Source organism: Nonomuraea sp. SBT364 (genome assembly GCF_001083785.1).
GTDB lineage: Bacteria > Actinomycetota > Actinomycetes > Streptosporangiales > Streptosporangiaceae > Nonomuraea.
Map to the genome: position 1 here is coordinate 1 of NZ_LAVL01000226.1, position 12,204 is coordinate 12,204.

Sequence of the window (12,204 nt, forward strand, 5' to 3'; positions counted from 1 at the left end):
CCCCCCCCCCCCCCCCCCCCCCCCCCCCCCCCCCCCCCCCCCCCCCCCCCCCCCCCCCCCCCCCCCCCCCCCCCCCCCCCCCCCCCCCCCCCCCCCCCCCCCCCCCCCCCCCCCCCCCCCCCCCCACCCCCCCCCCCCCCCCGCCCCCCCCCCCCACCCCCCTCCCTCCCCCCCCTTCCCCCCGCCCCCTCCGCCGCGCCATGATCGTCATGTGAGCAGACACGGCTACGGTCCCTTCGACAGTGACGACGCGCTGGACCTCGGCCACCACCTCCACGGCCGCGCCGACCCCCTCCCGCTGCTGACCGAGATCCTGGAGGCGGTGCACGCGGAGGACAGCCTGATCCTGCCCGACGTCGCCGAGGTCGCCCTGCCGGCCGCCGCCGAGGTGGCCCTGCTCCTCGACCCAGCCCTCGACCCGCACCTCGAACGCCTCCCCGTCGCCGTGGACGACCGGGTTGCGGGTGCTGGCGCTGGAGGTGCTGGAGTCGCTGATCCAGCCGTGGGACCGCCGCACGGGGCCGTGCTGCCTCCACGGCCTGTGGCGCGATCCGGACGGCGACGCGCACTACCGGCGGGCCCTGGAACCGTACCTCCGGGCCCTGGCCGCCGGGGCGCGCACGTCCCTCGACCCGCCGCACGACCCCGGCTACTCCTGGACGGGCGTCCCGGCCCGCGAAACCCGGCCAGACGCCGACTCCACCCCCGGCCCCGAAGCCGGGAACGCCCGCCGGGCCGAGGCGGCACGGCTCTCCGCGCTCGCCACGGCTCCCGCCGAGGCGGCGCTGGTCCGCCGCCTGGGCCTGCCCGGCTACCAGGCGCGCAGGCTGGCGGGCGCCCTCGTGCACGCGGGCAGCCTCCTGGCCGGGTGCCGACCCTCGCCGACCTAGGCCCGAACCGGGCGCCGGCCCTGGCCCAGTTGCCCTGGCCGTACGCCGGGGCCTACGACGCCGCCTTCACCCGGCGCTTCCTCGCCACCGTCGAGGCCGTCGGCCACCGGCTGGCCACGAAGGGGCACCTGCGACCGAGGACACCGGCTGGCGCGCGTCCTGCCGTCGCTCGCGCACCTGACGGTCTTCCCGGAGCCCGTACGGATCCCGCCCGCGCTCTGGTTCAGCCCACCGGTTCCGCCCGCAGCCGGGCCGAGTGCTTCACCAGGGTGATGAGCACCTCCCGGCTGGAGTGCCGCCGGCGGGCGTCGCACAGGATGATCGGCACCGACGTGTCGAGCTGGAGCGCCAGCCGTACCTCGTCGACCTCGAACGTCGGCGCGCCGTCGAAGCAGTTGACCGCCACCACGAACGGCGTGCCGCGCCGCTCGAAGTAGTCGACCGACGGGAAGCAGTCGGCCAGCCGCCGGGTGTCGGCCAGGATGACGGCGCCGAGCGAGCCCTCCGCCAGTTCGTCCCACACGAACCAGAACCGCTCCTGCCCGGGCGTGCCGAACAGGTAGAGGACGTACTCGTCGCCCAGCGTGATCCGGCCGAAGTCCATCGCGACCGTCGTCGTCCGCTTGGCCTCGACGCTCGACAGGTCGTCGACGCCGACGCCGCGGTCGGTCAGCACCTCCTCGGTGCGCAGCGGCCGGGTCTCGGAGACCGCGCCGACCAGCGTCGTCTTGCCCGCGCCGAACCCGCCGGCGATGAGGATCTTGATCGCCGTCGGAAGGCGCGGGCGGTCAGAGCGATCGAAGACCATCGAGCACCGCCCTGTACATCTTCATGTCACGCATGTCCACCTCGGATTGCGGTTCCTGGGCCGAGACGAGCTCCCTGTCGAACAGGTCGCCGAGCAGCACGCGGATCGTGCCCGCGGGCAGGTCAAGGTGCGCGGCGATCTCCGCCACGGATTTCGGCTCACGGCAGAGCCGGAGGATCGAGTGGTGCTCCGGGTCGAGCCCGGCCTCCGGGCCCGGCGGCGGGCCCACGGAGACGGCCATGGAGATCAGGTCGAACCTGCCGTGCACGGGCGCGGTGCGGCCGCGCGTCACCACGTACGGACGGATGATCTCGGGGTCGACCCAGTGTTCCTCGGTCACAGGTCGCTCCCGGCCCGTGCCCCGGAGGTCAGGTACTGGCCGACGCGCGCCACCAGCATCGCCATCTCGTAGGCGACCAGGCCGATGTCGGCGCCCTGCTCGCAGAGCACCGCCAGGCAGGCCCGCTCGCCCGCCACGGTCACGACGAGGAACCGCGAGCGCCACTCCACCACCGTCTGTTTGACCGGGCCGCCGCCCACGTGCTCGGAGACGCCCTTGGCCAGGCTCTGCAGGCCGGAGGCGACGGCCGACAGGTGCTCGCCGTCGGTCCGCTGCAGCGCGGCCGACGAGGCCATCAGCAGCCCGTCGGACGACAGCACGATCGCGTGCTCGGCGTCCTTCACGCGGCCTACCAGGTCGTCGAGAAGCCAGTTCAGGTCTGTGCCGGCACCCGGTGTCACGTATCGCCTCCTGCCCGCTCGTCCATGAGCTTGGCCGCCTCGGACCTGCCGAGCCGGGTGCCCGATTGCAGGGATCCCATCCGTGCCCGGATCTCCTCCGGTGTCGGCTCGTCCTCGTCATCCCCGGGCTCGTCCAGCGTGGCCGGCCCCTCCTCACGCAACGCCGGCGCCAGGTTCGCCTGCGGCACCCGCAACGGCAGCCCTCCCGGCGTGAACTGCGGCGCCTCCGCGCCCGCCTCGCCGTCGCCCTCCGCGCCGGGGACCGCCTCGCCGCCGCCTTCCGCGCGGGCGGCCACGTCGCCGCCGCGCTCCGCGCCCGCGCGGGCCCGGCTCTCGCGCTCCGGCGCGGGGGCGGTCTCGCGCCGGGGGAGCGCGGTCGGCTCCCGGTCCGGCTCGGCGGCCGCCGGGGCCGCGACCTTGAGCGGCCGGACGTTCTCCCCGGCGGCCGGGCGCACGGCCGTGGCCGTGCGGGTCCCGGCGGCGGGACCGGCCGCGCCGGCGAGCGCCGCCTGGCGGCGGGGCAGCCCCGCCACAGGCTCGCCCCCGGGCTCCGGCCCCTCGCTCAGCTCCACGAGCTCCTGCGGCAGCAGCACCACCACCGTGGTCCCGCCGTACGGCGACGGCTTGAGCACCACCTGGATGTCGTGGCGCTCGGCCAGCCGGCTCACCACGTACAGCCCGAGCCGCGCCGTGCCCGTGATCCGGAACTCCGGCGGGTCGGAGATCCGCTCGTTTGCCGCCGCCAGGTCCTCGGGCTTCATGCCCAGGCCCCGGTCCTCGATCTCGACCACGTACCCATTGGCCACCATCTGGCCGCTCACCTGCACGCTCGTGTACGGCGGCGAGAACGACACGGCGTTCTCGATGAGTTCGGCGAGCAGGTGGATGACGTCACCCACGGCCCGGCCGACGAGCACCACCTCGCCCATCGGCATGAGCGTGACGCGCGTGTAGTCCTCCACCTCGGCGAGCGCGCCGCGCACGACGTCGACCATCGGCACCGACCGGCGCCAGGTGCGGGCGGGGGAGGAGCCGGACAGCACGATGAGGTTCTCGGCGTTGCGCCGCATCCGGATGGCCAGGTGGTCCAGCCGGAAGAGCTCCTTCAGCTCCTCGGGGTCGGTCTCGCGGCGCTCCATCACGTCCAGCACGGTGAGCTGCCGGTGCACCAGGCCCTGCGTCCTGCGGGCCAGGCTGAGCAGGATGTCGCGGATGCTGCGGCGCAGCTCGGCCTGCTCGGCGGCGACGCTCACCGCGGTCCGCTGGACGGTGTTGAACGCCTGTCCCACCTGCCCGATCTCGTCGTCGCCGAAGTCCAGGTCGGGCACCTCGCGTGAGACGTCGACGACCTCGCCGTGCCCGATCCGCTCGACCACGCCGGGCAGCCGCTCGTCCGACAGCTCGTGGGCGGCGTCGCGCAGCTTCTTCAGCTGGGCCAGCAGCGAACGGGTCGTGGTGATCGACAGCACGATGGAGGCCACGACGGCGACCAGGCCGAGCCCGCCGGCCAGGAGCAGGCGGACGACGACGCCGACGGCGCCCGGGACGGCCCGCTCGACCAGCCGGTCGCCGCCGTCGATGATGATCTTCTCGATGCCGGCGCGGGCCGGCTCGGCGGCGGCCTGCCACTCGGCGGGGGTCACCGGCGGCGGCCCGGCGTTGTCGATCTGCGCGACGAGCCGCTGCTCCAGCTCCAGCAGCCGCAGCGCGGGCTTGCTCCTGGCCCACGCGTCCCACTCGGCCCGCTCGGCCGGGGGCAGCTGCGCCGCGGCCTGCTCCAGGTTGTACCGGTAGACGCCGCTGCCGCGGACGAACTCGGTGTACTCGGCGGGCGTGAACTGCCCGCGCGCCAGCACCCCCGCCACCATCGCGTCGGTGCGGGCCAGGCTCTCGCTGGCCCGGCTGAGCGCCAGCATGGTACGGGCGTCCTTGGCGATCTCCTTGTCGTCGAGCGAGGCCACGGAGTCGAACATGCGGTAGAGCGAGTCGATGATGTCGTCGTACGAACCCGCCGCCGACGCCCTGCCGTTCCCGGCGGCGTCGATGGCCTTGCGCGCGGCCGGGAGCTTGCCGACGCTCGTGAGCGCCTCCTCCAGGCGGCCGATCAGCGCGTCGTCGGCCGCCAGATGCACCAGGGTGCCGCGCGCGGTCTCCTCAAGCGCGGCGCCGGCGGCGTCGGTCCTGGCCCGCTGGGCGCGCAGGGCCTGGCCGGGCAGCGGGCCGCCCGCGCCGATCCCGGCCATCGTGAGGCGGCGCTCGCGCTGGAGCTCGGCCAGGAGCCGCTCGCTGGGCTGGACCGCCTCGCTGTCGACCGTGGTGGCGCCGATCAGGTTCACGCCTTCGCGCAGCGTCACCCACGCGGCGAACGCCCACAGCGCGACCAGGGACACCAGCAGTGCTGTCACCTTTGTTCGCACGCGCGTATTGCGCAAACGCATATAAGCCGTCCAGGTAAGGGGATTGTGTCAAGCTGGAAGTCGAGCTATTGGGCAGTATTTCCGACATCCAGTGCCGGGCTTACCTTAGCAATGGCTCAAACCCACCTCAAGCCGGGTACGTGCCCATAAATAGCGTTACGTCCGAATTTGTCCTGTCTTTATCTTGGTCTCGCACAGGTGTAACGCCCCCAGCACCGCAGACCGTACGACCGCGATGGGCGTGTAAAGGTCCTTGTCATGCCACAACGGCGGATACTCCGAAATATCCGCTACCGTGTGTAAATACCGGTATCCGCGACCGATGGCCTGCTCGCGCCACTCGTCCAGTTCCCCGGCACCGGCGAGCAGGGTCTGCAGGGCGTACGCGGTCTCCTCCGTGGTGCCCTCCCAGCGGCCCCACGACCCGTCGGCGCGCTGCGTGGACAGCACCCAAGCGCGGGCCCGCCGGATCACCTCCTCCCGGCCCGGACCGCCGTACGCGCCCAAGGCCAGCACGCAGCTCAGCGTCGCGTAGTAGGGGGAGGCGTGCCACCGGTCGTCCCAGCTCCCGTCGGGCTGCTGGCGGTCGGCCAGCAGCGCCGACAGCCGCCGCACCACCGGCGCGTACGCCCGCGCGCGGTCCGGGCGGCGGGCCGAGTACGCCCCGAACGCGTCCAGGACGTGCGCGTTGACGCTGATCGAGAAGCCGTCCTCGCCCTGCCAGGTGCAGAAGTGGGTGCCCGCGTCGAAGGCCAGCAGGCTCGCCGGGTCGTGCGGCTGCCCGACCAGCGACAGCGCGTACAGCGCCACCGACGTCGTGTCGGCGTCCGCCGGCAGCCCCGGGCCGGCCGGCGTCCCCGCGGGGCCGATGGCCGCCCGCAGGTCCGCCACCATCTCCGGCGGCGCCGTCACCGGCACCCCGGCCCTGATCAGCCAGCTCAGCACCCACCCCCGCTCGAACACGGTGATCGGCAGCCCCACCGGCACCGGCCCCCCGAACCGGCTCACCACCGCCTCCAGATGCGCCCTGACCATCTCCCCGTCGGGGGAGACGCCCTCCGGGGCGGCGGGGGCGTCGAGCAGGGCGGTGGCTCCGGGGGTTCCGCGTCGCTGCTGGGAGGTGGCGCCCTGCGGGGTCTCCCGGGCCGGGTGCCCGCCGGGGAGTACGGAACCGAGCCAGGCGGCGGTGGCGGCCGGGGAGGCGCCGATCGTGCCGATGGCCGTCGGCCGCACCGAGCGGGCGTGACCCGCGACGGGCCCCGCCACCTCCAGGGCGTGCAGCAGCTTCTCCGGCAGCGCCACCCCCGAGCGCACGACGTGCCGGATCCGCTCGACCCGGGAGAAGTCCATCCCGGTGGGCAACGGCAGCGGCGCGCCCACCTGGTGCGCGTTGATCAGCGCCACCAGCGACGGCACGATCAGCTCGACCGCCGGCATGTCGGGCAGCTCCACCGGCGCCGCCAGCCACGTCCGCAGCGCCCGCAACCCGCGCCCAGCCGCCTCCCGCAGCACCGCCACCCCGTCCACCCGGCTGTCGGCCCCGCTGCCCGGCGTCCTGTCCGGCGTCGTGTCCGGCGTCCTGTCCGGCGTCCTGTCCGGCGTGCGGGCAGGCTCGGTGGTCGCGCCGCCGGCGGTGCGGAGGGCTTCGGTGGCGCTCAGCGTCGGCACCAGGCCGTAGCCGTCGGGCGCGCCCCAGGAGCCGTCCGGCAGTTGCCGGGCCAGCAGGTACGCGATCCGTTCGCGGTGCCCGGTGAGCCAGGGCGCGAGGGTGACCAGGCGGCCCGTCTCGTAGATGGACGCCGACACCTGCCCCCACGGCCGCGCCATCAGCGTCGAGACCAGCGCCGCGGCCTCGCGGGCGACGTTCACAACGCCCCCCAGAAGTCCGACAGCCCGTAGAAGCCCGTGTTGAACGTCAACTGTCGCTCCAGGTAGAGGGCGGTGCGCGGGGCGCTCTCGCGCAGCGGCTCGATGAGGGCGCCCGCGCGCTGCGACAGCTCGCCCATCCGGGCCGTAACCTCGGCCGGTCCCGCGCCGAGGGTGAGCGCGTTCACGTCGCCCCAGCCGGCTTCGCGGTCGCGGGTCGCCAGGTCGTTCAGCAGCCGCAGGTAGCGCTGCACCTCGTCGCCGATCGCGCGGACCCGGTCGAGGTTGGCCAGCGTCCACGGGTCGCCCGTGGCGCTCCAGTGCGCCAGGTTGACGAACGAGGAGCCGGTGCTGTCGGCGTTGTCCAGGTACGTCTCCAGGTCCGGCCGGTCGCCGGAGCGCCAGTCCCACTCGCGGGCCATGGCGGTGAGCATGCGTTCGAGCTGCTCGTGCCAGGCGGGCGAGCCGGCCTCGTCGCGCAGCTCGGCCAGGAAGCGGGTGGCCGGGGTGCGCGGCGCGGCGCCGCCCGCCACCGCGAGGCACTCGCCGACGAGCTCGGCCACCTCGTCGCGGGAGGCGGCGACGTGGTCGATGAGCAGGTCCACGGCGAACACCCACAGCGCCGCCCGGTTGACCGCGCGCAGCTCGCGGGCCGTCGCCCAGGGCGAGCCGAACGCGCCCACGAGCGCCAGCGAATGGTGGAACCCGGCGTCGAACGGCCTGCCGGGGAACAGCTCCGGGTGCCGTCCGGCGTCGCGGGCCAGCTCCCGCGCGCACTCGACGGCCAGCGCGCACGTGCGTCCCAGCTCCGCCCCGCCGACGGCGGGCATCGACCCGTCGACGCCCGAGGTCATGATCGGCCCGCCGGGACGAGGGTCATCGTCAGCCCCGCGGCGGGCCGCAGCGTCGAGGCCAGGCGGGGCGCCACCGGCCCGGACGTGTGCAGCACCGGCCGGTATCTGCGCAGGATCCCGGCCAGCAGCAGCTGCGCCTCCATCATGAACAGGTGCGGCCCCACGCACGAGTGCGGCCCGGCGGCGAACGGGAAGTACGCGTACCGCGACCGCCGCCCCTCGTTCCCCGGCGCGAACCGCTCGGGGTCGAACTCCAGCGGCCGCTCCCACACCTGCGGCAGCCGCTGCGTCAGGAACGGGCTCAGCACCACCGTGGCGCCCGCCTCGATCGCCACCCCGTCGATCACGTCGTCCGCGAGGACCTTGCGCGGCAGGATCCAGCCGGGCGGGTACAGCCGCAGCAGCTCGTTGAGGAACATCCGCAGGTACGTCAGCCGCGGCAGGTGCCCGACCGTGACCGGACCGTCGCCGACGACCCGCGTCACCTCCTCGAACACCCTGGCCGCGATCTCCGGATGCGTGTCGAGCACCGGCCAGACCCAGGTCAGGGCCGTGGCGGCGGTCTCCGTGGCGGCCCCGTGGATGGCCACCATGTCGTCGCGGACCCGCCGGTCGCCCTTGTCGGCGTACGGGGCGCGGCACAGCGCGGACACCACGTCGCCGCCCTCGCGCCGCCGGGCGTGCTCGATGCGCGGGTACACCACCTCGTCGATGGTCTCGACGGCCCTGCCGAAGGCCCGGTCGCCGGGCATCGGGCAGCGCTGCGGCACCGACGGCAGCACGAGCCTGATGGCCCGCGCCGTCACGCCGGTGTCGTAGGCGGGCGCCAGCCGGTCGATGTCCGCGCCGGAGATCGACTCCCCGAAGAACAGCCGCACCGTCGTCGCGTGCACGATCGCGGAGACGGTCTGCGCCACGTCGAACGGCCGGCCCGGCGTCAGCGTCCCGTCGACCAGCTCGGCGATGATCGCGGCCATCCGCTCGCCGAGCGCGTCGAGCTGCCGGGCGGTGAACAGCGGCTGCACGATGCGCCGGCTCTCGGCCCAGTCGGGGCCGTCCGAGAGGATGCCCTTGCCGATCAGCGGCGCCAGCGGGTCCCAGAACATGCCCTCGCGCACGTAGTTGGGCTGGTTGCCGCGCAGCACGTGCTGGACGTGGTCGGGATGGGTGACCAGGTACGGCTGGAACGGTCCCATGTTCAGCCGGACCAGCTCTCCGCCCGCCCGCGCGCTCGCCTCCTCGAAGGCGTCGACGGGGGAGCGGCGGTGCCGTGCCAGAGTGCGGAGGAAGGGGAGCGTCCTGGCCCGTCGTGCGGTGCCGGTCCCGATGGACAACGCGGCCCTCCTCCATGTCCGTCTCAGCTGACGGACATCTCCTGACAAAAGTTAAGGATCAGGGTGGAGTATCACATGATGCTGCATGTAGATTCAAGATCGTACATTGGGTAGGAGCTCTCATGAACGCCGGCCAGCCCGTGGCCTCCGGACCTGCCGACGAGGCGATCAGCCGCTGTCGCCGGCTGCTGGAGCCCGCGCTGCGCGAGGCCGTCTCCGGGCTGCATCCGTGGGGCGCCAGGATGGCCGCGTTCACCCTGGGCTGGTCCGACGTGGACGGCCGGCCGGCCGACGGCGACGGGGGCAAGCACCTGCGACCGGCCGTCGCCATGCTGGCGGCCGAGGCCGCCGGCGCGTCGCTGGAGACGGGGCTGCCGGGAGCGGTCGCGGTGGAGCTGGTGCACGCGTTCTCCCTGGTGCACGACGACATCATGGACCTCGACGAGCAGCGCAGGCACCGACAGGCGCTCTGGAAGGCGTACGGCGTGGGGCCCGCGCTGCTGGCGGGCGACGCGCTGCTGGCGCTCGCGGTCGCCCGGCTGGCCGGCACCGACGTGCCCATGCGCTACCTGTCCAGGGCGCTGGTCGAGCTCGTGCAGGGGCAGACGCGCGACCTGGCCTTCGAGAGCCGCCCCTGGCTCGGCCGCGACGCGGTCACGGTCGAGGAGTACGAGGAGATGGCGGCCGGGAAGACCGGCAGCCTGCTGGGCGCCGCCGCCGCGCACAGCGTCGCGCTGGGCGGCAAGCCGGAGCTGGCCGAGCGGGCCTGGGAGATGGGCTGCGCGTTCGGCGTCGCCTTCCAGATCTACGACGACGTGCTCGGCATCTGGGGCGATCCGGCCGTCACCGGCAAACCCGTCCACGGCGACCTGCGGCGCGGCAAGAAGACGCTTCCCGTCCTGGCCGTCCTGTCGGCGGGCGGCCCGCCGGCCCGCGAGCTGGCCCTCGCCCTCGACGCGGCCGCCGAGGACGAGGACGCGGTACGGCACGCGGCCCGGCTCGTCGAGCACGCCGGAGGCAGGCGGGCGGCCCTCGACCTGGCCGCCCGGCACGCCGCCTCCGCCATGGACGTCATGGCCGGCTGCCTTCCCGGCGACACCGCCCTGCGCGCCCTCTGCCTGTCCCTGATCGGCCGCATCGGCTGATCCCCTTATGTGCACGGGACCCGCTCGTGCGCGGCCACCGGAACGCGTACCGCCCGGAAGGACGGAACCGTCAGGGGCGGGAGGCCTCGTCGAGGAGACGGAGCTCCTCGTCGGACAGCGTCAGCTCCGCCGCCGCCATCAGCGGCGCGAGCTGGGTGACGTCCCGCGCGCTGGTGATCGGCGCGGTGATCGTGGGCTGGGCGGCGAGCCACGCCAGCGCCACCGTGGCGGGCTTGACCCCGCGCTCGGCCGCCACCTTGGCCAGCGCCTCCAGCGTGCGCCGGCCGTACTCCAGCTGCAGGTAGCGGGCCGCCTGCGCGGCGCGCGGGCTGTCGACGGTGACGCCCGGCGCGTACTTGCCGGTCAGGAAGCCGCGCGCCAGCCCGAAGTACGGCGTGCTGGACAGCCCCTCGCGCTCCACCACGTCGCGCAGCTCGCCCTCGTAACCGCGCTCCACCAGGTTGTACGGCTGCTGCAAGGCGACGTAGGACGGCAGCGCCTCCTCGCGCGCCACCTTCAGCGCCTCGGCGAGCCGGTCGGCGGCGTAGTTGGAGGCGCCGACGTGGCGGACCTTGCCCTCGCGCATCAGGTCGCCGAACGCGGCCAGCGACTCCGCGAGCGGCGTGTCGGTGTCGTCCACGTGCGCCCAGTAGAGGTCGATCCGGTCGGTGCCGAGGCGGCGCAGCGAGTTCTCCACGGCGGTGCGGATGGTCTGCGGCGCCAGGCCCTTGAGGCCCTCCAGCATGCCGACCTTGGTGGCCAGCACCAGCGTGTCGCGGTTGTGGCGCTTGGCCATCCACTCGCCGATGAAGGTCTCCGCCGTGGACTCGCCGGTCACCCAGTACGGGTAGACGTCGGCGGTGTCGATGAAGTTGCCGCCGGCCTCGGTGTAGGCGTCGAGGATCGCGAACGAGGTCTCCTTGTCCGCCGTCCAGCCGAAGACGTTGGTGCCGAGTGCTATGGGATGCACGGACAGATCCGTGGTGCCGATCGATCTCATCCCGTCATTATCGGCACAGGGGCCCCGCTGATCGGGGAGCCGCGCTCAGGACCTCGTCCCACGCCGGCGCGCTGCACTCGCGGGTCGCCCCGACGTACCGACGGCCCGCGGCGGGACAGGTCGCCCACCATGAGGCTGAGGGACGGGGAGCCGTCATCCGTCGTGGTAGGCGTCGGCCGACAGGCCCTCCAGCAGCTCGTCCAGCGCCGCCCGCAGATGCCCGGCCAGGCTCCACACGTCGGCCATGCGTTCCGGGCAGGCCACGACGCCGAAGTCGAGCATGCCGTCGTAGGAGAAGCAGGTGATGCTGACGCCGCCCGTCAGGTCCGTCAGCACCGACATCGGGTAGTACGACAGCACCCGCCCCCCGCACAGGTACAGCGGGAACTGCGGGCCGGGCACGTTGCTGATGATCAGGTTGATCGGCGGGGCCGCCACCGAGGCCAGCCGGAAGAGCGCCGGCGTGGCCAGGCTGGTGACCGGGGCCGGCAGCATCGCGCAGAGCTCGTCCAGCCAGCGCGCGGGCGCCACCGCGAAGCGCCGCTTGGCCGCGCGCATGGCCGCGCCGACCGCGCGCAGCCGCACCGCCGCGTCCGGCTCGTGCGTGGGCAGTGGGGCGATCATCGCGGAGATCTGGTTGCCGACCACCTCCCGGGCGCCCGCCGTCCGCACCGCCACGGGCACGGCCGCGACCAGCTGCCCGCCGGGCAGCGCGTCCCGCTCAGACAGCCATGACCGCAGCGCGGACGTGCACAGCGCCATCACCACGTCGTTCACGCTCAGGCCGTGGGCGCGGGCGACGCTCTTGACGTCCTTCAGCGACACCGAGCCGAACGCCAGCCGCCGCCCGGCGCTGATCGGGCCGTTGAACGGGGTCCGCGGCGCGACCGGGGCCGGCGCCTGCGGCCGGGGCCGCCGATCACCCGTCAGCGCCCGCGCCGCCCGGGCCACCAGCCGCGCCCCGGGGGCCGCCCCGGCCAGCGGGATCACGTCCAGATCGGCGGCGGCCCTGACCAGCGCCGCCGCCGCCCGCACCGGCTGCCCCACCACCCGCACCACCGCCCCGGCCAGCATCCCCGCCGAGGCCGGGCCGGCGGGGGTGCTGGGCGGCCGTCTCTTTTACAAATATCGCCGTGCCGACGCAAAGGG

At 74.4% G+C, this 12,204-nt stretch carries 11 protein-coding genes; 2 read left to right on the plus strand and 9 right to left on the minus strand.

The genetic code is table 11. The features are described from left to right. The first annotated feature begins 458 nt into the window (after nt 1-458). Nucleotides 459-890 carry a hypothetical protein gene (locus tag ADY59_RS43750; RefSeq protein WP_156326109.1) on the plus strand — a complete coding sequence of 144 codons (432 nt, stop codon included), beginning with the start codon at nt 459-461 and terminating at the stop codon, nt 888-890. Between the two features lie 223 nt (nt 891-1,113). Here the strand turns inward: ADY59_RS43750 and ADY59_RS43755 are convergent, their stop codons facing one another. From ADY59_RS43755 to ADY59_RS43785, 7 genes are all read right to left on the minus strand, one after another. Then, nucleotides 1,114-1,698, minus strand: a complete 585-nt coding sequence (locus tag ADY59_RS43755; protein ID WP_049576147.1) for a GTP-binding protein — start codon at nt 1,696-1,698, stop codon at nt 1,114-1,116. Then, on the minus strand, nt 1,679-2,038 hold the full coding sequence (locus tag ADY59_RS52050; protein WP_049576150.1) for a DUF742 domain-containing protein: 360 nt from the start codon (nt 2,036-2,038) through the stop codon (nt 1,679-1,681). The genes ADY59_RS43755 and ADY59_RS52050 overlap by 20 nt, the downstream gene beginning before the upstream one ends. After that, nucleotides 2,035-2,439, minus strand: coding sequence for a roadblock/LC7 domain-containing protein (locus tag ADY59_RS52055; RefSeq protein ID WP_049576153.1), 405 nt, complete (start codon nt 2,437-2,439; stop codon nt 2,035-2,037). The genes ADY59_RS52050 and ADY59_RS52055 overlap by 4 nt, the downstream gene beginning before the upstream one ends. After that, nucleotides 2,436-4,856, minus strand: coding sequence for a sensor histidine kinase (locus tag ADY59_RS43770; RefSeq protein WP_231619180.1), 2,421 nt, complete (start codon nt 4,854-4,856; stop codon nt 2,436-2,438). The genes ADY59_RS52055 and ADY59_RS43770 overlap by 4 nt, the downstream gene beginning before the upstream one ends. A gap of 156 nt (nt 4,857-5,012) precedes the next feature. After that, complete coding sequence (locus tag ADY59_RS43775) at nt 5,013-6,725, minus strand: prenyltransferase/squalene oxidase repeat-containing protein (RefSeq protein ID WP_231619181.1); 1,713 nt, start codon at nt 6,723-6,725, stop codon at nt 5,013-5,015. Then, entirely contained in the window at nt 6,722-7,576 is an 855-nt protein-coding gene (locus ADY59_RS43780; RefSeq protein ID WP_049576159.1) for a terpene synthase family protein, read from the minus strand. Before ADY59_RS43780 ends, ADY59_RS43775 begins: the two co-directional genes overlap by 4 nt. Then, complete coding sequence (locus tag ADY59_RS43785; protein ID WP_049576161.1) at nt 7,573-8,910, minus strand: cytochrome P450; 1,338 nt, start codon at nt 8,908-8,910, stop codon at nt 7,573-7,575. The genes ADY59_RS43780 and ADY59_RS43785 overlap by 4 nt, the downstream gene beginning before the upstream one ends. A 122-nt stretch (nt 8,911-9,032) precedes the next feature. Between ADY59_RS43785 and ADY59_RS43790 the strand changes: the two genes are divergently transcribed. Beyond that, nucleotides 9,033-10,055 carry a polyprenyl synthetase family protein gene (locus tag ADY59_RS43790; protein WP_049576163.1) on the plus strand — a complete coding sequence of 341 codons (1,023 nt, stop codon included), beginning with the start codon at nt 9,033-9,035 and terminating at the stop codon, nt 10,053-10,055. A 70-nt stretch (nt 10,056-10,125) separates the two neighbouring features. On the opposite strand, the gene ADY59_RS43795 is transcribed toward ADY59_RS43790, so the two are convergent. After that, on the minus strand, nt 10,126-11,055 hold the full coding sequence (locus ADY59_RS43795; RefSeq protein ID WP_049576166.1) for an aldo/keto reductase: 930 nt from the start codon (nt 11,053-11,055) through the stop codon (nt 10,126-10,128). Nucleotides 11,056-11,208: 153 nt separating this feature from the next. Next, nucleotides 11,209-12,129 carry a WS/DGAT domain-containing protein gene (locus tag ADY59_RS43800; protein ID WP_049576169.1) on the minus strand — a complete coding sequence of 307 codons (921 nt, stop codon included), beginning with the start codon at nt 12,127-12,129 and terminating at the stop codon, nt 11,209-11,211. Nucleotides 12,130-12,204 lie beyond the last annotated feature (75 nt).

Excerpts from the sequence above, each read along its gene's own strand:
- ADY59_RS43755 (WP_049576147.1), bottom strand. The coding sequence starts at position 1,698 with ATGGTCTTCGATCGCTCTGACCGCCCGCGCCTTCCGACGGCGATCAAG.
- ADY59_RS43780 (WP_049576159.1), bottom strand. The coding sequence starts at position 7,576 with ATGACCTCGGGCGTCGACGGGTCGATGCCCGCCGTCGGCGGGGCGGAG.
- ADY59_RS43790 (WP_049576163.1), top strand. The coding sequence starts at position 9,033 with ATGAACGCCGGCCAGCCCGTGGCCTCCGGACCTGCCGACGAGGCGATC.
- ADY59_RS43795 (WP_049576166.1), bottom strand. The coding sequence starts at position 11,055 with ATGAGATCGATCGGCACCACGGATCTGTCCGTGCATCCCATAGCACTC.
- ADY59_RS43800 (WP_049576169.1), bottom strand. The coding sequence starts at position 12,129 with ATGCTGGCCGGGGCGGTGGTGCGGGTGGTGGGGCAGCCGGTGCGGGCG.